Origin of the sequence: Streptomyces sp. DH12 (assembly GCF_020873895.1) — a bacterium.
Classification (GTDB): Bacteria; Actinomycetota; Actinomycetes; order Streptomycetales; family Streptomycetaceae; genus Streptomyces.
In genome coordinates this window covers 317,614-338,218 of sequence record NZ_JAHWGT010000002.1, presented here as the reverse complement: position 1 = coordinate 338,218, position 20,605 = coordinate 317,614, and the positions used below count along the sequence as shown (strand labels likewise).

The window sequence follows — 20,605 nt, the reverse complement described above, 5'->3', positions numbered from 1 at the left end:
GGACGGCCGGCCGCCGGTCGCGGTCAGGCGGTGCGCTTGAACTTCGTGACGGACGGGTCCTTGGCCACCCGGTCGGCCTCCGCCTGGGTCTTCCTGATCCAGTCGGCGGCCTTCAGCTCGCCGGCGAGGAGCTGCCCGGTGAGGCCGCCGATCTTCTCGTCGGTGAGCGCGGGGTACCACTCCTGGAGCTGGAGGCTGATCAGGTTGTCGCCGGCCTCCTTGAAGACCTTGCTGGCGGAGGCGAGCCCCGGCGAGAGGGACATGCCCTCGGTGGCGTCCACGACGCAGGTCAGCGACTTCACCTTGGTCGCGAAGTTCTGCGCGTGCTTGCGCGACAGCATGATGCGCAGCAGCTCCATGCCGCCGACCGGGTTGGCCCCCTTCGCCGCGACGATGTACGGCTCGCTCGGCTCGGCGCGCAGGGTGCCGTGCGGCATCGCGTCGCCGGTGCCGTCGAAGAGCGCGCCCACCGCCATGCCGAAACCGTCGGGGGTCGTGGGCGCCGACTCGTTCTCCACCCAGGAGCCGTTGGGGAGGAAGACGGCCTTCCCCCGGTTCCACGCGGTCTGCGACTGGATGTGGGTGAGGCCCTGGCTGCCCTCCAGGAAGTATTTCTTCGCGGCCAGCTCCTCGTAGTGCTCCACCACCTGGCGGACCGCGTCGTTGGAGGTCCAGGCGCCCGGCTCCAGGTTGTCGATGGCGGTCCACTTCTCCATGCCGCCGATCTTGGCGATCTGGGCGAAGAGGTTGAAGTGGACGTAGTACGGATACTTCCCGGCGTACGTCCAGGGCGCGATGCCCGCCTTCTTGATCTCGCCGCAGAGGGCGACCATCTCGTCGAGGGTCTTCGGGTACGCCCAGCCCCTGGACTCCAGCAGCTTCTGCGAGTACCAGGTGCCGTAGATGGTGAAGGCGTAGTACAGCACGTCGAAGGTATCGCCGTGCCTGCCCTTCTCCACGGTGCTCGGGTGGATGGTGTCCCGGACCTTCTTCGCCGGGTCGTCCAGGGACGGGGCGTCCAGGAGCGCGGCGAGGTCCTGGAGCTGGCCCTGCGTGGAGAGCTTGTTCATGTCCAGGTGGTCGGCGCCGGAGTTGTCGATGACGTCGGGAGGGTTGCCGCCGGCGAAGCGCGGGGTGAGCTTGGGGCCGACCTGCTGGGTGCCGGTGTGCTTGACGTCCGCCTTGTACGTGGCCTTGTAGTCGGCCTCGGCGTCCTTGGCGTACTGGTCGCCGAGGCCGCCCTTGAAGATGAACGCCTCCAGCGGGGCGCCCTCCTTGACGCCGAGCGGGTTCTTGTCGGTCTTCTCGCCGGCGGGCGCGGTCGCGCCGTCGCCGCCGCCACCGCCGCCCCCGGTCGCGCAGGCGGACAGCAGGCCCGTGGCGGGCACGGCGATCAGGCCGAGCGCGGCGGACCGCCGGAGGAGTTCTCGGCGGCCGTGGCCCGCGCGGCCCGTGCCGCCCTCGGGGGTGGAGCCGTCGTCGCCGTCGTTGCGGGCGGAGGTGGATCCCATGCTCAAGTCCTCGCCTTCTCCAGGACTCAGGCGGTGCGCCGGTCGCCCGTACGACTCGCCAGAGGCGAAGGGCCCCGCCACCGCGGTCTCGTGCAGCTGGGTCGTGCCGGTTCGTGCAGGGAGCAGCGCACCGCCCGGCCGTCTCGGGACGGCCGGCGCGGACGCCGACAGGTATAGTCCACTTCTGGTCGACGGGGCAAGATCGATAACAGTATTCGGCAGGAGTCTTTCCCTAGTTGAGACCTCGGGGGAATTCCTCACAGCGCGGCGTGAATCGAAGCTCGATTCGATCACCGGAAGGAATGAATCGCGCCGCCCTGCCCCGCGCGAACCCTTGACACCTCCCTCCCCCTGCCTCCCTACTGGTCCCCGCGCCATCGAGTTGACAACGTTGTCCGCGCGCGATCGGGAGGTAGCGACGGATGCGGTTACGACCTCTTCGCACGGCCGCCGTCCTGGCGGCCGTCTCGCTGCTCGTGGCCGGGGCGCCCCCGGCCGTACAGGCGTCACCGGCCCGACCGGCCGCCCCCGCAACGGAGTTCGGCTCCTCGTTCGAACCGGACGAGGCCCCGCCCGACTGGCGCGACACCGTCGAGACCGGCCCGGACGGCCGGGAGCGGGCGCGGGGCGTGGACGGCGCCTTCGCCACCGGGATCCCCGGCGACGTGACGGACCGGGTCACCGGGGTGCGGGCCAGCGGGGAGCACGCGCAGGCCGGCGAGACGAAGGAGAACCTCCTCGACGCCGAACCCACCACGAAATGGCTCACCTTCGCCTCGACCGCCTGGCTCGAATTCACGCTGGAAGAACCGATTCCGGTCGTCTCCTACGCTTTCACCTCCGCCAACGACCACGCGGAACGCGACCCGAGGGACTGGACGCTCCACGGCTCCGCCGACGGCACGCGGTGGACGGCCCTCGACACGCGCGCGGGCGAGACGTTCGCGGAGCGCTTCCGGACACGTACGTACCACTTCGCCAACACGGCCCGGTACGCGCACTACCGGCTGGAAATCACCGCCAACAACGGCGCCCCCGCCACCCTGCAGCTCGCCGACGTCCACCTCTCCGACGGGGACGGCGCGGCACCCGCGCCCCCGACCATGCGCAGCCACGTCGACCGGGGCCCGGCCGGCTCGCCCACCGCCAAGGCGCACGCCGGCTTCACCGGCCTGCGGGCGCTGCGGTACGCCGGGACGCACCGGACGGCCGGGCCGGGCCACTCGTACAACAAGGTCCTCGACGTGCACGTCGCGGTCGGCCCCGCCACGGAGCTGTCGTACCGCGTCCACCCCACCCTGCCGGCCGGACCCGGCGGTACCGGGGCCGACCTCTCGTACCCGGCGACGCACGTCGCGGTGGACCTGGCGTTCACCGACGGCACCTACCTCAGCGACCTGGGCGCCACCGACAGCCACGGCGGGGCGCTCACCCCGCGCGGCCAGGCCGCCGCGAAGCGGCTCTACGCCAACCAGTGGAACCAGGTCACCTCCGGCATCGGCGCGGTCGCGGCCGGCCGCGTCGTGGACCGGATCCTGGTCGCGTACGACGCGCCGCGCGGGCCGGCCCGCTTCCAGGGGTGGATCGACGACATCGCGCTGCGCCGCGCGGCACCCGAACCGGTCGGCGCCGAGCCCTCCGCGTACGTCTCGACGGTGCGCGGCACCCACTCCAGCGGCTCCTTCTCGCGCGGCAACACCTTCCCCGCGACGGCCGTGCCGCACGGCTTCAACTTCTGGACGCCGGTGACGAACGCCGCGTCGAAGAGCTGGCTGTACGAGTACGCGCGCGGCAACACCGCGAACAACCTGCCCGCCCTCCAGGCGTTCAGCGCCAGCCACGAGCCGAGCCCCTGGATGGGCGACCGGCAGACGTTCCAGGTGATGCCGTCGGCCGCGCCGGGACCGGGGGCACCGCCCACCGAACGGACGGCCCGCGCACTGGAGTTCCGCCACGAGAACGAGTCGGCGCGGCCGCACCACTACCGCGTGCGCTTCGAGAACGGCCTCACGGCGGAGATCGCCCCGGCGGACCACGCGGCGGCGATGCGGTTCACGTTCCCCGGCGACGACGCGTCGGTGGTGTTCGACAACATCACGCAGGAGGGCGGGTTGACGCTCGACCCGGCCACGAGCTCCTTCACCGGCTACTCGGACGTGAAGAGCGGCCTGTCGACGGGCGCGACCCGCATGTTCGTCCACGGCGTGTTCGACGCGCCGGTCACCGCCTCGTCGGCGGAGGGCGTCCGGGGATTCCTGCGGTTCGACGCGGGCCCGGACCGGACGGTGGGGTTGCGGATGGCGACGTCGCTGATCAGCGTGGAGCAGGCGCGGCGCAACCTCGCCGCAGAGATCCCGGCGGGCACCCCGTTCGCCCGGGTCGTCGCCGCGGCGCGGGCGCAGTGGGACGAGGTCCTCGGCCGGGTGCGCGTCGAGGGCGCGACGCGCGACCAGCTCACGACGCTCTACTCCGGCCTGTACCGGCTGTACCTCTACCCCAACTCCGGCCACGAGCGGGTCGACGGCCGGTGGCGCTACGCCAGCCCGTTCTCCCCGCAGACCGGCCCCGACACCCCGACGCACACCGGCGCGAGGATCGTCGACGGGAAGGTGTACGTCAACAACGGCTTCTGGGACACCTACCGCACGACCTGGCCCGCGTACTCCCTCCTCACCCCCCGCCGGGCGGGCGCCCTGGTGGACGGCTTCGTCCAGCAGTACCGGGACGGCGGCTGGATCTCCCGCTGGTCGTCTCCCGGGTACGCCGACCTGATGACCGGCACGTCGTCGGACGTGGCGTTCGCCGACGCGTACGTCAAGGGCGTCCGCTTCGACGCGGAGGCGGCCTACGAGGCGGCGCTGAAGAACGCGACGGTGCTCCCTCCGGGCCGGGGCGTGGGCCGCAAGGGCATGGCCACCTCCCCGTTCACGGGGTACGCCTCGACGGAGACGCACGAGGGCCTGTCCTGGTCGATGGAGGGGTACGTCAACGACTTCGGCCTCGCCCGGATGGCGCGCGAGCTGCACCGCAGGACCGGTGAGGCGCGCTACGCGGAGGAGGCCGCGTACTTCCTGGACCGGGCGCGCGGGTACGTGGCGCTCTTCGACGCGGAGGCCGGCTTCTTCCAGGGGCGGGACGCGCGCGGCCGGTGGCGGGTGCCGTCGGCCTCCTACGACCCGCGGGTGTGGGGGTACGACTACACCGAGACCAACGGCTGGGGCTACGCGTTCACCGCCCCGCAGGACAGCCGGGGCCTGGCGAACCTGTACGGCGGGCGCGCGGGCCTCGCGGCGAAGCTCGACGCGTACTTCGGGACGCCGGAGACGGGCTCGCCCGAGTTCGCCGGCTCGTACGGTGGCGTCATCCACGAGATGACGGAGGCCCGGGACGTGCGGATGGGCATGTACGGCCACTCCAACCAGGTCGCCCACCACGTCGCCTACATGTACGACGCGGCGGGGCAGCCGTGGAAGACGCAGGAGAAGGTCCGCGAGGTGCTGTCCCGGCTGTACGTGGGCAGCGAGATCGGGCAGGGCTACCACGGCGACGAGGACAACGGCGAGCAGTCGGCCTGGTACCTGTTCTCCGCGCTCGGCTTCTACCCGCTGGTGATGGGCGCCGGCGAGTACGCCGTCGGGTCGCCGCTGTTCACCAAGGCGACGGTGCGCACCGACGCCGGGGCGGTCCTCGTCGTCAAGGCCCCCCGCAACAGCCCCCGGAACGTCTACGTGCAGGGGCTGCGCGTCAACGGCGAACGCTGGACGTCGACCGCGCTGCCGCACCGGCTCCTCGCCGAGGGCGGGACGCTGGAGTTCGACATGGGGCCGCGGCCCTCGACGTGGGGCACGGGGGCGGACGCGGCGCCCTCCTCCGTCACCCGGGACGACCGCGTGCCCGCTCCCCGGCGTGACGCCCTGTCGGGGACCGGTCCGCTGTTCGACGACACCTCGGCGACGGCCGGGCCGGTGTCGGGCGCGGTGGACCTGCCGGTGCCGGGGCCGGTCCGCGCGGTCCAGTACACCCTGACCTCCGCGGCGGCGGCGACCGCCCCGGACGGCTGGGTGCTGGAGGGCTCGGCGGACGGCGCCCGCTGGCGGGAGGTGGACCGGCGGTCGGGCGAGGTCTTCCGCTGGGACCGCCAGACGCGCGTGTTCACGGCGGCCCGGCCGGGGACGTACACGTCCTACCGACTGGTCGCCTCCGGTACGGGCCGGGAGCTGGCGGAGGTGGAACTGCTGGCTCCGCCGCCCCGCGGCTGAACCCGGCCGGTGTCGGGGCGCGGGCGGGTGGGCGCGGGCGGGTGGATAAATCACTGGCCCGCGCCCCGCGGACGGCGGGAGCCTGGGGCCATGGAAGAACCGCACCAGCGCGTCGTCCGCGCGCTCCACACGGACACGACCGTCACCGTCTACCAGGCGTACTCCCCCGCCATCGGCCTGCCGGCCGCGCGTGAGGGGAGGTTCCCGGCTTCCTGGAAGCGGGACCGGATGACGTGGGTCAAGCCGTCGTTCCTGTGGATGATGTACCGCTGCGGCTGGGCCACGAAGGAGGCCCAGGAGACCGTCCTCGCCGTCGAGATCGACCGGGCCGGGTTCGAGTGGGCGCTGCGCCGCGCGTGCCTGTCACACCACCGCCCCGGCCTGCACGCCTCCCCGGAGGCGTGGCGGCGCGAGCTGCGCGACGCCCCCGCCCGCGTGCAGTGGGACCCGGAGCGCGACCTGCGCCTGCGCCCGCTGCCGTACCGCTCCCTCCAGCTGGGCCTGGCCGGCGAGGCCACCCGGCGGTACGCGGACGAGTGGACGGTGTCGATCACCGACGTCACGCCGCTCGCCCACGAGGTCCACGCCCTGGTCCGCGCGGGCGACCTGGACGGCGCCCGGCGGCTGCTGCCGCGGGAGGCCCCGTACCCGACGCCCGAAGGGCTGCTGGACCGGGTGGGCGGGACGGCCCCGCCGGCAGCGGCGTGAGCACCGCGCCGCCCCCAGGGGACCGGACCGGTGACGGCCGGAGGGCCGCACCCCGTGTGAGACGGGGTGCGGCCCTCCGGCGCGGGGTGGGGTGGCTCAGCCGCGGATCAGGTTGCGCAGCACGTACTGCATGATGCCGCCGTTGCGGTAGTAGTCCGCCTCGCCGGGGGTGTCGATGCGGACGACCGCGTCGAACTCGACGCCGGTGTCGGTGGTGACCTTCACCGTGCGGGGCGTGGTGCCCTCGTTCAGCTCGGTGACGCCCGCGATGGAGAAGGTCTCCTCGCCGGTCAGGCCGAGCGACTCGGCGGTCGCGCCCTCCGGGAACTGGAGCGGCAGGACGCCCATGCCGATGAGGTTCGAGCGGTGGATGCGCTCGTACGACTCGGCGATGACGGCCTTCACGCCGAGGAGCGCGGTGCCCTTGGCGGCCCAGTCGCGGGACGAGCCGGAGCCGTACTCCTTGCCCGCGAGCACGACCAGCGGGATGCCCTGGTCGATGTAGTTGCGGGAGGCGTCGTAGATGAACGACACCGGGCCGCCGTCCTGCGTGAAGTCGCGCGTGTAGCCGCCCTCGGTGCCCGGCGCGATCTGGTTGCGCAGGCGGATGTTGGCGAACGTACCGCGGATCATGACCTCGTGGTTGCCGCGGCGCGAGCCGTAGCTGTTGAAGTCGCGGCGCTCGACGCCGTGCTCCGTGAGGTACTGGCCGGCCGGGGTGTCGGCCTTGATGGCGCCGGCCGGGGAGATGTGGTCGGTGGTGACCGAGTCGCCCAGCTTGGCGAGGACGCGGGCGCCGGTGATGTCGGCGACCGGCGTCGTCTCCATCGTCATGCCCTCGAAGTACGGGGGCTTGCGCACGTAGGTGGACTGCGGGTCCCACTCGAAGGTGTCGCCGGTCGGGATCGACAGCGCCTGCCACTGGGCGTCGCCCGCGAAGACGTCCTGGTAGGACTTGTTGAACATGTCCTCGCCGATGGCGTTGGCGACGACGTCGTTCACCTCGGCCTCGGAGGGCCAGATGTCCTTCAGGAAGACCGGGTTGCCGTCCTGGTCGGTGCCGAGGGCGTCCTTGGTGACGTCCACCTTCATGGAGCCGGCGAGGGCGTACGCGACGACCAGCGGAGGGGACGCCAGGTAGTTCATCTTGACGTCGGGGTTGATGCGGCCCTCGAAGTTCCGGTTGCCGGAGAGGACCGAGGTGACCGCGAGGTCGTGGTCGTTGACGGCCTTGGAGACCTCCTCCGGCAGCGGGCCGGAGTTGCCGATGCAGGTGGTGCAGCCGTAGCCGACGAGGTTGAAGCCGACCTTGTCGAGGTACGGGGTGAGGCCCGCCTTGTCGAAGTAGTCGGTGACGACCTTCGAGCCCGGGGCGAGGGTGGTCTTGACCCACGGCTTGCGGGTCAGGCCCTTCTCGACCGCCTTCTTCGCCACGAGCGCGGCGGCGACCATGACGTACGGGTTCGAGGTGTTGGTGCAGGAGGTGATCGCGGCGACGGTGACGGCGCCGTGGTCGATCTCGTACGTCGAGCCGTCGGCGGCGGTCACGGTGACCGGGTTGGACGGGACCGCCCGGTCCGTGGCCTCGTCGTGCTGCGGGGCGCCGGCGCCGTTGTCGTCGTGGCCGTAGGCGGGGGCGTCGGAGGCGGGGAACGACTCGGCGCTCGCCTCGTCGACCGGGGACGCCACGCCGTGCGGCTGCTCCTGCTGCGGGACGCCCGGCTTGCGGTCGTCGCCGCCGGTGACGCCCGCCTCGACGTAGTTGAGGACGTCGACCTTGAACTGCTCGGCGGCCTCGGCGAGGACGATGCGGTCCTGCGGGCGCTTCGGGCCGGCGATGGAGGGGACGACCGTGGAGAGGTCGAGCTCCAGCTTCTCGGAGAAGTCCGGCTCGGCGGCCGGGTCCAGCCACAGGCCCTGCTCCTTGGCGTACGCCTCGACGAGCGCGACCTGCTGCTCGGAGCGGCCGGTGAGCTTGAGGTACTTCAGCGTCTCGTCGTCGATCGGGAAGATCGCGGCGGTGGAGCCGAACTCCGGCGACATGTTGCCGATGGTGGCGCGGTTCGCGAGGGAGGTGGCGGCGACGCCCTCACCGTAGAACTCGACGAACTTGCCGACGACGCCGTGCTTGCGCAGCATCTCGGTGATGGTCAGCACCAGGTCGGTGGCGGTCGTGCCGGTGGGCAGCTCGCCGGTCAGCTTGAAGCCGACGACGCGCGGGATCAGCATGGAGACCGGCTGGCCCAGCATGGCGGCCTCGGCCTCGATGCCGCCGACGCCCCAGCCGAGCACACCGAGGCCGTTGACCATGGTGGTGTGGGAGTCGGTGCCGACGAGGGTGTCGGGGTACGCCTGGCCGTTCCTGACCATGACGGTGCGGGCCAGGTGCTCGATGTTGACCTGGTGGACGATGCCGGTGCCGGGCGGGACGACCTTGAACTCGTCGAAGGCGGTCTGGCCCCAGCGCAGGAACTGGTAGCGCTCCTTGTTGCGGCCGTACTCCAGCTCGACGTTCTGGCCGAACGCCTCCGCGGTGCCGAACTTGTCGGCGATGACGGAGTGGTCGATGACCAGCTCGGCCGGGGCCAGGGGGTTGATCTTCGACGGGTCGCCGCCGAGCTCCTTGACGGCCTCGCGCATGGTGGCGAGGTCCACGACACACGGCACACCGGTGAAGTCCTGCATGATCACGCGGGCCGGGGTGAACTGGATCTCCTGGCTGGGCTGGGCCTGGGAGTCCCAGCCGCCGAGGGCCCGGATGTGGTCGGCGGTGATGTTCGCGCCGTCCTCGGTACGGAGCAGGTTCTCCAGCAGGACCTTGAGGCTGTACGGGAGGCGGGCGGAGCCCTCCACCTTGTCCAGCCGGAAGATCTCGTACGACTCGTCGCCCACGCGCAGCGTGCTGCGGGCGTCGAAGCTGTTCGCCGACACGACAGTCTCCTTCATCAATGTGCGCGTTCAACCGCATCCTGCCGCCAGGGCTTCTCGCCGATCCGCTAAGGTAAGGCTCAGTTAGGTGACCCTTACCGGCACGGGCGACCGCGGTGCGTCGTCAGCAGATATCTCGATGTCGAGATAACTCTAGTACATCACCGCTGCGCGGTCATGCCCGGGCGCGACCGGATCCGCCCCCAGGGCGGGCCGCCGGTCCGGCGCGGCCCCGCCACCGCCCTCCGCCGGGCAGCCGCGGGCCCCGGCCCGTCGAGGTCCGCGGCGGCGCGGCGGGCTCGGTGCGGGAAGAAACGGAATTCCGCGCACCGCCCTTTGCGCGCATGTGCCGTGAGTCAACGCGGGCGTTGTCCGGGGGTTTGCGCCGTTGTTAGTTTCCGCGCATGACCGAAACGGTGATTCGCGCGGAAGACAATCTGCTCACCCTCATCAACGTCTTCGAGGTGGAGCCCTCGAAGCAGGACGAACTCGTGGCGCTCCTCAACGAAGGCGTCGAGAAGGTGTTCCGGCACCGACCCGGCTTCGTCTCGGCGACCGTGCTCGCCGGCAAGGACGGCACCAAGGTCGTGAACCTCGCCCAGTGGCGCGGCCAGGACGACATCCAGGCGACCCTCGCCGACCCCGCCGCCCAGGAGTACGGCCGCAGGACCGCCGCCCTCGGCAAGCCCGCGCCGGGCGTCTACTCGGTGGCCTCCGTCTTCGGCGCCGCCTGAGCGCGCGGGGCCGCCCGCCGGGACACATCCCACGCTTCCCTCCGATCGCAGAAGGGACGGACTCATGTCGAGCACCGGCACCGCGACGACACTCGGTGCGAAATTCGCCGCCATTCTGACCGACCCGCGGGGTGTGCCCGGCGAGCGTGCCCCGCTGGCCGCGCGCCTGAAGTACGCCCTCGTCATCCGCCGCTACGAATTCCTCCCCGTCTACGTTCCGCTCGTCCTCACACCGGCCTTCCTGGGGGCGCGTTCCTGGGCGGAATTCGCGTCGCTCGACGCGCTCCTCACCCTCGTCTACGTGATTTCCGGCCTCCAGGTCGCGAACATGACGAACGCCCTGGCCGACCGCGAGCAGGACCGGCAGCTCAAATCGCGGCAGTCGGACGCCGTGTACGGGCTCGGTGTGCCGCGCGTCGTGGCGCACATCGCCGTGTCCACGGTCGTCTGCGCGACCCTCGCCGTCTACCTCACCGTGCGGGCCCAGCAGTGGCAGATGCTGCTGCCGGCGCTCGCCGCCGGGCTCATCGGCTTCCAGTACTCACTGCCGCCGCTGCACCTCAAGAGCGCCGGGCTGTGGCAGCTGGCGGCATTGCAGAACGGCTGCGTGTTCCTGCCGGGCCTGTTCGTGCTCTGGTCCTTCGGCCACCCGCTGGAGTGGGGGTCGGTCACCGCCGTCCTCGGCTTCGCCCTGGCCCTCACCTCGCTCTTCGTCACCAGCCACGGTGAGGACTACCTCGTGGACGGGCGCTTCGGCGTCCGCACGTACGTGCGTGCCCTCGGGCTGGTGCGGGCCTTCCGGGTGCAGTTCGCCATGCTCGTCGCGGGCGGGGCACTGATCCTCGTCTCGGTGCCGGTGGCGTTCGGCTTCTCGTGGGGGCTGCTGCCGTTCGTCGCCGCCTGGCTGCTGAGCATCCGGTTCCTCGACGGCGTCGTGCGCGACGTGCGTCGGGCGCCGCTCCACGAGGCCGTCGCCGACCTGCACGGCAAGTCGCTCCTCGGGCCGTACCACTCCTCCCTGCTGAGCTGGGCGACCGTGGTGCTCGCCGCGTTCGTCCTGATCGGGCGGTGAGCCGCGCATGACCGTCGAGCACCGCGAGGCCACGGCCGGCACGGCGGCCGTCGACACGGCCCTGCGGGCGTTCCTCGCCGAGCGCCGGGCCGCGGCCGAGGTGATCGGCGAGGGCTACGCCACGGCGGTCGCCCAGTTGGAGGAGTACGTCCTGCGCGGCGGCAAGCGGTTACGGCCGACGTTCGCGTGGACCGGTTGGCTGGGCGCCGGCGGCGACCCGGACGGCCCGACCGCGCCGGCGGTGCTGCGGGCCTGCGCGGCGCTGGAGCTGCTGCACGCCTCGGCGCTGATCCACGACGACATCGTCGACGCGTCGCGCACCCGCCGCGGCTTCCCCGCGGCGCACGTCGCCTTCGCCGACCGGCACCGGGAGCGGGGCTGGTCCGGCGACCCGGACGCGTACGGCACGGGCGCCGCCCTCCTCGTCGGCGACCTCGCCCTCGTCTGGGCCGACGACATGCTCCGCACGGCGGGGCTGCCGGCCGGCGGCCTGGCCCGCGTCGACCCGGTCTGGTCCGCGATGCGCACCGAGGTCCTGTGCGGACAGCTCCTCGACCTGACGGCCGAGGCCCGCGGCGACGAGAGCGCCGACGCCGCACTGCTGAAGGACCGGTACAAGACCGCCTCGTACACGGTGGAGCGGCCCCTGCACATCGGCGCGGCCGCCGCGGGCGCCGACCCGGGCCTCGTCGCCGCGTACCGGGCCTTCGGCACCGACATCGGCATCGCCTTCCAGCTGCGCGACGACGTGCTGGGCGTCTTCGGCGATCCGGAGGTGACCGGCAAGCCGTCGGGGGACGACATCCGCGAGGGCAAGCGGACGGTGCTGCTCGCCACGGCGCTGAGGCGGGCGGACGACCGGGACCCGGCCGCGGCGCGCTTCCTGCGCGGCAGGATCGGCACGGACCTCTCCGAGGACGACCTCGGTTCGGTCCGCGCCATCCTCGTCGGCCTGGGCGCGGTCGCGCACGTGGAACGCGAGATCGCCCGCCGCCGCGACCGGGCCGTCGCCGCCCTGGAGCGCAGCGGCGCGACCCGCCCCGCGCGGGAACGGCTCACGGCGATGGCGCTCGACGCGACCCAGCGGAGCCGGTGAGGCGGGGCCGCCTTTCCCGTGGGCCGGTGGCCCGGTGGCCGGTGGGCCGGTGGGCCGGTGGCCGGTGGGCCGGTGGCCGGTGGGCCGGTGGCCGGTGGGCCCGTGTCGCGGTGGCCGGGGGCGCGGGTCGGTGTCAGGAGGCGGCGCCGGGTGCCCGGTCGCCGGGGCGCTCCCCGGTGGCGTCCCGTACCGCCGCGCCCTCCGCCGTCAGGTGGAGGCGTCCCGTCAGTGCCCGGACGCGCCGGTGCAGGGCGGCCGGGTTGAGGCGGGCGTGGGTGTCGGCGAGGATCGCCTTGTCCTCGGCGCTGACGGCGGGATGCCGTTGCGTGCGCCGCAGCGGCGTGGCCGTGTCGTACTCCTTGCGCCGCCGGCCGTCGGGGCCGGTCACCCGTACCGAGTGCTGCTGCGGACAGAAGTGGTTCGTCAGCTGCGACAGCGCCGCCCAGATCCGGTTGAGCAGCAGCGCCTGGGCGCGGGTGTCGTAGCGGTGGCCGGCGGCGACCGCGTGCAGCGTGCTCCAGTTCTTCTGCCCCACGTGGTGGTTCCCGGACCGGGACGGGCGGGCGCGGGTGAGGGTGACCCGGCGCTGCTCGCACCACCGCAGCAGCATCTCCCCGGTCCGGGCGTCGCCGTCTCCGGACTCGATGCCGAGGACGGGGAAGGGCAGCGTCCCGGCGATCTCGTCGAGGGCGTACGGCAGCCAGTTGACGGCCCGGACGGTGCGGTTCTCGGACCAGCCGGTGGCGATGTCGGTCGCGGAGACGGTCAGCAGGTGGCCGTCCCGTCCGCCGTGGCCGCCCCGCCCGCCCCCCGCGTCGTGGTGGACGACCGCAACCTCCAGGAAACCGGGCCTGGTGTGGTCCCACTCCGTCCAGGTGAGCAGGGGCGGCTCGTCCCGCAGCAGCGAACCGGGCCGGATGCGGGCGGCGGGGACCGGGCCGCCGGACCCTCGGCGCAGCGGCGCCAGCCGGCGGTCGATCGTCGCGGCGGACATCCCCGTCAGGAGCGCCGCGGTCTCGTCGTCGACGGCCAGCTCGCCGTGGCGGCGCAGTACCGGCACCAGCTCGGGCAGCACCGGCGCGAGCCGCTTGCCCGCGGGCATGTCGAGGATGGTCCAGCAGAAGGTCAGGGCGGCGACGACGTCCGCGTCGTAGGGGGTGCGGCCACCGCGTGCGGGCCTGGCGGGCCGGGGCCGGGAGGCGTCCAGCAGGGCCCGGCGGGCGTGGCTGCGGTGCCAGCCGGTGGCGGCGCAGACCCGGTCGAGGATGCGTGACTTCTCCTGCTTGCCGGCGCGGGCGTACCGGGTGGCGTACGCGTGGGTCAGCGCCCTGCGCTCGGCGAGCGTGACGGCCGGCCCGGCGGGCGGCGCGCAGGACGCGTCGGTGGGCGGCGCGCAGGACGCGTCGGCGGGGGGTGCGGTGGTGGCGCCTACCGCGGCGGCCGGGGCGTGGGCGGACTGCGCGGCGGGGCGGGGTTCCGCCGGATCGGGCCCGGCGGGCCGGGGCTCCGCCGGATCGGGCTGTGCGGGCCGGGGCTGCCGGGCGGGCGGGGCCGGGCGCGGGTCACCGGCCGGGGGCGGCCCGGTGCGCGGTGGGGCCGGCGCGGCGGTGAGTCCGCCGCCGACGGAACGCAGCGCCGCCCGCGTCGGGACCCGTTCCCGGGGCGGTGGCGCGGCTGCCGGGCGGGCGTGCGTACGGGCCTCGGTCCTGACGGGGACCACGGCTTCGGCCGAGCTGGTCAACGCTCCCCCATACGACTGGGGCCTCCCTCTGAGGCTCCTCACCCGTACGTCGGACGAGCGCACGCCCGGATCGACAATCCGGTGCGATCAGTCGCCGCGTTCCTCGCTGCCCTCCTCCGCGAGTTCGTCCAGACGCGACCGCAGGAACTCGCGTTCCACCGCGTTCTCCGTCACGCGCAGCGCCTCGCGGTAGGCGGTGCGCGCCTCGCCGGTGCGCCCGAGGCGCCGCAGGAAGTCGGCGCGGGCCGCCGCGAGGTACTGGTAGCCGGACAGCTGCCGTTCGGCGGCCAGCTCGTCGAGCGCGGACAGGCCGGCGGCGGGGCCCCGGGCCTGGCCGAGGGCGATGGCCCGGTTGAGCGCCACGACGGGCGACGGCCACACGCGCAGCATCGTGTCGTACAGGTCGACGATGCGGTGCCAGTCGGTGGCCTCCCAGCCGGGGGCGCGCGCGTGGACGGCGGCGACGGCGGCCATGAGCGCGTACCGGGTGGGCGGCCGGTGCCGCAGGGCCGCCCCGGCCAGCCGCAGCCCCTCCTGGATCTGCGCGGCGTCCCAGCGCGTGCGGTCCTGCTCGGAGAGCGGCACGAGGGAGCCGTCGGGGCGGGTGCGGGTGTGCCGCCGGGCGTCCGTCAGCAGGATGAGCGCCAGCAGCCCGGCCGGTCCGGACCGGCCGGGCAGCAGCCGGTGCAGGACGCGGGCGAGGTGCTCGGCGCGTTCGACCAGGTCGCGGCGTTGCAGCCGGTCGCCGGACGGGGCGGTGTAGCCGGTGCTGAAGACCAGGTGGACGACGTCGAGGACGGCGTCCACGCGCGCGGGCAGTTCCTCCGGCGGCGGTTCCCGGTACGGGATGCGGGCCGCCTTGATCTTCTTCTTGCCGCGGGTGATGCGGGCGGCCATCGCCGGTTCGGTGACGAGCAGGGCGCGGGCGGTCTCCGCGGTGGACAGGCCGCACACCAGCCGCAGGGTGAGGCCGACGCGGGTGTCGACGTCGAGCGACGGGTGGCAGCAGGTGAAGATCAGCCGCAGCCGGTCGTCCGGGATGTCCCGGCCGGCGATGTCCTGGTCGGCGGGGGGCGCGGTGCCGTCCTCGGCGAGCAGCGGCAGTTTGCCGCGGAGGGTGTCGCGGCGGCGGACGACGTCCACGGCGCGGCGCCGGGCCACGGTGGTGAGCCACGCCTCGGGGCGGTCGGGCACGCCGTCGGCGGCCCACTGCGTGAGCGCCTGGGCGTACGCCTCCTGCACGCACTCCTCGGCCAGGTCGAGGTCGCGGGTGACGCGTACGGTCGCGGCGAGCACGAAGCCCCACTGCCGGCGGTGCGCGTCGGCGACCACCGACGCGACGGTCGCGTCCATCCGGGGGTGGTCGATGTCAGGCGTCCGGAACCGGGCGGATCGGGCGGACCTCGACGCCCCCGTGCGGTACGGGGACCTGCCCGGCGACGGCGAGCGCCTCGTCCATGTCCGCGGCCTCGACGAGGAAGTACCCGGCGACGACCTCCTTGGACTCCACGAACGCGCCGTCGCTGATCCGCACCCCGCCGTCGGGGTCGCGGCGGGCGGACACGGCGGCGGAGGTCGGCGCCAACCGCCTGCCCTCCCGCACCCGGGTGGCGTTGCGCGCCATGAACCGCTGGAACTCGTCGACGAGCGCGGCGTCCGCCGCCGGCTCCAGGGCACTCGTCCGCGCCTCGTCCTCGTAGATCAACAGCAAGTACTCTGCCACCGCTCCGTGCCCTTCGCTGCCCCCGGCAACCGCCCGCTCACGGTACAACACCGGTCGTACGGCCCGCCGTCGGCGGGAGCGCGACGACGCCGCCCCTTTCTCCCACCCGGCGGCGGGGGCGTGACGGAAGATCACAGGATCTTCACCGGTGGGCCGGCCGGGCGCGGCCCGGGACGCGTCCGCCCCCGGACCGGCGACGGCGCGCACGGTGCGGGGGCGGTTGCGGGAGGGGCAGGGCGGCCGGGCGGCCGCGGGACGGGTCGGCCGGCTCAGCGGCCGTCGGCCCGTACGGAGCCGTCGTCGGCGGCGGCGCCGGCATCGGCACGGGTGGCGGCGTCCTTGCCGCCGGTGGGGCCGCCGGCGGACGCGCCCCGGCCGGCCGGCGGGGCCGCGGCCGGGTGCGCCTCCTCGGTGAGGCCGATGCGCGCGTGCAGCCGGCTCAGCGCGGGCGGCGCCCACCAGTTGAAGCGGCCCATCAGCCGCATCATCGCCGGGGCGAGCAGACAGCGGACGACGACGGCGTCCACCAGGACCGTCAGGGCGAGCCCGAGCCCGAAGAGCTGCATGAACGACACCTTCGACACGCCCATGCCGATGAAGACGATGGCCATGAGGAGGGCCGCGGCGGTGAAGACCCGTCCGGTCCTGGCGACGCCCATCGCGACGGCGTGCGTGTTGTCCTCGGTGGTGGCGCGGCCGGAGGCGAGCCACTCCTCGCGGATGCGGGAGAGGAGGAACACCTCGTAGTCCATGGACAGGCCGAACGCCAGACAGAACATCAGGACCGGGATGTTCGCGACGAGGTAGCCGGTCGGGGTGAAGCCGAGGAGGCCGGAGAGGTGGCCCTCCTGGAAGACCCAGACCATCGCGCCGAACGCGGCGGCGAGCGACAGCGTGTTCATCAGCAGCGCCTTCACCGGCAGCACCACACTGCCCGTGAAGAGGAACAGCAGGACGAACATGGTGAGCGCGATGAGCGCGGCCGCGTACGGCAGGGGCTCGGTGAGCGCGTCCAGCACGTCCTGGTTCTCGGCGGCGGCGCCGGCGAAGAGCGCGTCGGCCGGCCCGCGCACGTCGCGCAGGGCGTCCAGCAGCCGCTCGCCGTCGTCGGAGTACGGGTCGACCGCGGTGCCGACGCGCACGACGGCGCCCGCGTCGTTCACCATCCCGGCCGCGGCGGGTCCGACCCGCGCGCCGTCGGCGAAGGTGCCGCCGCCGCTGACGACGGTCGTCACGCCGTCGACGCGGGAGAGGGCCGTGGCGTACGGGGCGAGCTCGCCGGCGGCGCCGTCGTAGCCGGGCAGTACGACCGTCGTGGAGGCGGCGGCGTCCTGCGCGAACCCCTCCCGCAGGAGGTCGCCGACCCGGCGGCTCTCCGCCGCGGACGCGGTGATCACCCGGTCGTCGGGGTAGCCCCACTTGGACGACAGGAAGGGCGCGCCGAGCACCAGCAGGGCGGCGGTGGTGAGCACGGCGACGGGCACGGCGCGGCGCGTGACGGCCACGACCATGCGGTACCAGCGGCTCTCCTCGGGCGCCACCCACCGCGGGGGCTTCAGGCCGAACCGGCGGCGCAGCGGGACCCGGACGTCGTACCGGTCGACGCGGTGGCCGAGCAGGGTGAGGGCCGCGGGCAGCACCAGGACGGCGGCGAGGGCGGCGGCCATCACGACGGCGACGCCGACGTAGGCGAACGACTTGAGGAAGAACATCGGGAAGACGATGAGCGCGGCGAGCGCGAGCGCCACCGTCACCGCGGAGAACATGACGGTGCGGCCGGCCGTCTGGACGGTGCGCAGGACGGCGGCGGGCACGTCGAGGCCGTTGCGCAGCTCCTCGCGGAACCGGCTCACCATGAAGAGGCTGTAGTCGATGCCGAGGGCGAGCCCGAGCACGGTGGTCATGTTCAGGGCGTAGATGGACACGTCCGCGAAGGTGGTGACCAGCCGCAGGATGGCGAGCGTCGTCACGATGGACACCGCGCCGATGAGCAGGGGCAGGCCGGCCGCGACGAGGCTGCCGAAGACGACCATGAGCACGATGAGGGAGATGGGGAAGGCGACGGCTTCGCCGATGGTGGCGTCCCGGGTGACCTGGCTCTCCATCTCGGCGGTGAGCGGGCCGTAGCCGCCGACGAGCACGGTGACCCCGTCCGGCCGCGGCAGGTCCTCCTTCACCCGCTCCGCGACCTTCGGCAGGTCGGTGTCGCTGGCGTCGATCCGCGCCGTGACGAGGGCGCTGTCACCGTCCTCGCTGCGCAGAGCGGCCCCGGCGCCGGGGCCGAGGCTCCAGTACGACTGCACGCCCTCGATGTCGTCGCGCTCGCCCATCCACCGGGTGATCTCGGCGCCCGCGGCGCGGGCCGCGGCGCTGTCGGCGCCCGCGTCGGTCGTCACGGCGACGATGAGGTTGGGTTGGGCGCCGTCGAAGTGCTCGTTGATGAGCTTCGTGGCGCGGGCCGACTGGGAGTCCGGCGAGGTGTACCCGCCGGCCTTCAGCCGGTCCGTCACCGACGCGCCGAAGACGCCGCAGACGACCACGACCAGTAGCGCGCCGACGAGGACCCATTTCGGCCGGTTGATGGCGAGACGGGCAAGTCGGGTCAACATCGCTGTATCCCTACCGGGTTTCCCCTGGCATGTTGCTTGTGGTGATGTTCCGGCATAACTTAGGTCGCTCGCCGTCCGTGGACCACGGGTGCGTTGCCGCACGGGATGCGCTTGTGAACACGTGACACCTCGCCCCCGGCCTCGCCTCGACACCCCTCCGCGCCCCTGCACGCACGCACCCGCACGCACGCACCCGCAGGGGCCGTCCGCCCGATTCGGGCAACTTCGGACGCTTTCCGAGAGAAACGGTCGAACCGGGGTACCCAGAGAGGGGTGACGCGACCTCACCCGGCGCCGGCCGCCAACCGGCGCCCCGAGAACGCGTCCTGACATGCGCTGATACGCCAGGTCGACGCGGATGGCCCAGCCCGACGAGAAGGTCATCTCATATGTGAGATAACCTGCCTCCATGGCAGACGACTACCTCGTACGCATCGGCAGGCTCATCCGTGACGCCCGCCAGCACCGCGGCTGGACACAGACGCAGCTCGCCGAAGCGCTGGCCACCAGCCAGAGCGCCGTCAACCGCATCGAGCGCGGCAACCAGAACATCAGCCTTGAGATGATCGCCCGCATCGGCGAGGCGCTCGACAGCGAGATCGTGTCCCTGGGCTACGCCGGACCCATGCACCTCCGGGTGGTCGGCGGCCGCCGCCTCTCCGGCGCCATCGACGTCAAGACGAGCAAGAACGCCTGCGTGGCGCTGCTGTGCGCCTCGCTGCTGAACAAGGGCCGCACCGTCCTGCGCCGCGTCGCGCGGATCGAGGAGGTCTACCGGCTGCTGGAGGTCCTCAGCTCCATCGGCGTCCGGGCCCGCTGGGTCAACGACGGCCGCGACCTGGAGATCGTGCCTCCCACCGAGCTGAACATGGAGGCGATCGACGCGGACGCGGCCCGCCGCACCCGCTCGATCATCATGTTCCTCGGCCCGCTCCTGCACCGCGTGCACTCCTTCAAGCTGCCCTACGCCGGCGGCTGCGACCTGGGCACGCGCACCATCGAGCCGCACATGATCGCCCTGCGCCGCTTCGGCCTGGACATCACCGCCACCGAGGGCCTGTACCACGCCCAGGTCGACCCGTCGGTCTCCCCCGACCGCCCCATCGTCCTGACCGAACGCGGCGACACCGTCACCGAGAACGCGCTGCTGGCCGCCGCACGCCACGACGGCACCACCGTCATCCGCAACGCGTCCTCCAACTACATGGTCCAGGACCTCTGCTTCTTCCTGGAGGCGCTGGGCGTACGCGTCGAGGGCATCGGCACCACGACGCTCACCGTCCACGGCGTCCCCCACATCGACGTGGACGTCGACTACTCCCCCTCCGAGGACCCGGTCGAGGCGATGAGCCTGCTCGCCGCCGCCGTGGTGACGGAGTCGGAGCTGACGATCCGCCGGGTCCCCATCGAGTTCCTGGAGATCGAGCTCGCGGTCCTGGAGGAAATGGGCCTCGACCACGACCGCTCCGCCGAGTACACCGCGGACAACGGCCGTACCCGGCTGGTGGACCTGACCGTGCGCCCCTCCAAGCTGGAGGCGCCCATCGACAAGATCCACCCCATGCCGTTCCCGGGACTGAACATCGACAACGTCCCGTTCTTCGCGGCCATCGCCGCCTCCGCGCAGGGCCAGACCCTCATCCACGACTGGGTCTACGACAACCGCGCCATCTACCTCACGGACCTCAACCGGCTCGGCGGCCGCCTCCAACTCCTGGACCCGCACCGCGTCCTGGTGGAGGGCCCCACCCGCTGGCGCGCCGCCGAGATGATGTGCCCGCCGGCCCTGCGCCCCGCCGTGGTGGTCCTCCTGGCCATGATGGCGGCGGAGGGGACGTCCGTGCTGCGCAACGTCTACGTCATCAACCGGGGGTACGAGGACCTCGCCGAACGCCTCAACTCGGTGGGCGCGCAGATCGAGATCTTCCGGGACATCTGACCCACGGATGCCGTGCCGTCGCACCCTTCCTGACCTGCTGTTCAGCGGGTCAAGGAGGGGGGCGGCGGCATTTCCGCGATTCTCCGGGACTCGGGCCGGCGGCAGGCGGCGGGCTGCGCTGGGCTCACAGTTCCGCCGGCGGCCATGGTCACGCGAAGATCGCGTCGATGGCGGTGCCGCCCCTCCCGCCGGCAGGTCGCGGGAGCGGTGCGCGCGGGGCGAGGGTCCACCGCAGGACGCTCCGACGTCGGACACAACCCCGCCCGGCACGTGTCCATATCTGAA

The 20,605-nt window shown here is 73.1% G+C and carries 12 protein-coding genes; 6 read left to right on the top strand and 6 right to left on the bottom strand.

Annotation, left to right across the window (positions count from 1 at the left end; genetic code table 11):
- Positions 1-23 precede the first annotated feature (23 nt).
- Positions 24-1,511 (bottom strand): N-acetylglucosamine/diacetylchitobiose ABC transporter substrate-binding protein, encoded by a 1,488-nt coding sequence (gene ngcE / locus LPA54_RS03145; protein ID WP_228973513.1) that lies wholly within the window; start codon positions 1,509-1,511, stop codon positions 24-26.
- Positions 1,512-1,933: 422 nt separating this feature from the next.
- Between ngcE and LPA54_RS03140 the strand changes: the two genes are divergently transcribed.
- Together LPA54_RS03140 and LPA54_RS03135 are read left to right on the top strand one after the other, a co-directional pair.
- Positions 1,934-5,770 (top strand): GH92 family glycosyl hydrolase, encoded by a 3,837-nt coding sequence (locus tag LPA54_RS03140; protein WP_228973512.1) that lies wholly within the window; start codon positions 1,934-1,936, stop codon positions 5,768-5,770.
- A gap of 90 nt (positions 5,771-5,860) precedes the next feature.
- Positions 5,861-6,478 carry a DUF4291 domain-containing protein gene (locus LPA54_RS03135; protein WP_228973511.1) on the top strand — a complete coding sequence of 206 codons (618 nt, stop codon included), beginning with the start codon at positions 5,861-5,863 and terminating at the stop codon, positions 6,476-6,478.
- 96 nt (positions 6,479-6,574) lie between these two features.
- Here LPA54_RS03135 and LPA54_RS03130 read toward each other — a convergent pair whose 3' ends face one another.
- Positions 6,575-9,409, bottom strand: a complete 2,835-nt coding sequence (locus LPA54_RS03130) for an aconitate hydratase (protein ID WP_308112792.1) — start codon at positions 9,407-9,409, stop codon at positions 6,575-6,577.
- A 401-nt stretch (positions 9,410-9,810) separates the two neighbouring features.
- Between LPA54_RS03130 and LPA54_RS03125 the strand changes: the two genes are divergently transcribed.
- From LPA54_RS03125 to LPA54_RS03115, 3 genes are all read left to right on the top strand, one after another.
- Positions 9,811-10,140, top strand: coding sequence for a putative quinol monooxygenase (locus LPA54_RS03125; RefSeq protein ID WP_228973509.1), 330 nt, complete (start codon positions 9,811-9,813; stop codon positions 10,138-10,140).
- Between the two features lie 64 nt (positions 10,141-10,204).
- A complete protein-coding gene (locus tag LPA54_RS03120) occupies positions 10,205-11,212 on the top strand; it encodes a UbiA family prenyltransferase (RefSeq protein WP_228973508.1) in 1,008 nt (335 codons plus the stop codon).
- A gap of 7 nt (positions 11,213-11,219) precedes the next feature.
- Positions 11,220-12,308, top strand: coding sequence for a polyprenyl synthetase family protein (locus tag LPA54_RS03115; protein ID WP_228973507.1), 1,089 nt, complete (start codon positions 11,220-11,222; stop codon positions 12,306-12,308).
- Between the two features lie 133 nt (positions 12,309-12,441).
- Here LPA54_RS03115 and LPA54_RS03110 read toward each other — a convergent pair whose 3' ends face one another.
- The 4 genes from LPA54_RS03110 to LPA54_RS03095 all read right to left on the bottom strand — a co-directional run bounded on the left by LPA54_RS03110 (position 12,442) and on the right by LPA54_RS03095 (position 18,381).
- A complete protein-coding gene (locus LPA54_RS03110) occupies positions 12,442-14,049 on the bottom strand; it encodes a hypothetical protein (protein WP_228973506.1) in 1,608 nt (535 codons plus the stop codon).
- 87 nt (positions 14,050-14,136) lie between these two features.
- The gene (locus LPA54_RS03105) at positions 14,137-15,402 is read right to left on the bottom strand and encodes an RNA polymerase sigma factor (RefSeq protein WP_228973505.1); all 1,266 of its coding nucleotides are present in this window, start codon (positions 15,400-15,402) and stop codon (positions 14,137-14,139) included.
- A 16-nt stretch (positions 15,403-15,418) separates the two neighbouring features.
- Positions 15,419-15,772 carry a YciI family protein gene (locus tag LPA54_RS03100; RefSeq protein WP_228973504.1) on the bottom strand — a complete coding sequence of 118 codons (354 nt, stop codon included), beginning with the start codon at positions 15,770-15,772 and terminating at the stop codon, positions 15,419-15,421.
- 269 nt (positions 15,773-16,041) lie between these two features.
- Positions 16,042-18,381, bottom strand: a complete 2,340-nt coding sequence (locus LPA54_RS03095) for an MMPL family transporter (protein WP_228973503.1) — start codon at positions 18,379-18,381, stop codon at positions 16,042-16,044.
- Between the two features lie 409 nt (positions 18,382-18,790).
- On the opposite strand from LPA54_RS03095, the gene LPA54_RS03090 reads away from it, so the two are divergent.
- The gene (locus LPA54_RS03090) at positions 18,791-20,320 is read left to right on the top strand and encodes a UDP-N-acetylglucosamine 1-carboxyvinyltransferase (RefSeq protein ID WP_228973502.1); all 1,530 of its coding nucleotides are present in this window, start codon (positions 18,791-18,793) and stop codon (positions 20,318-20,320) included.
- Positions 20,321-20,605 lie beyond the last annotated feature (285 nt).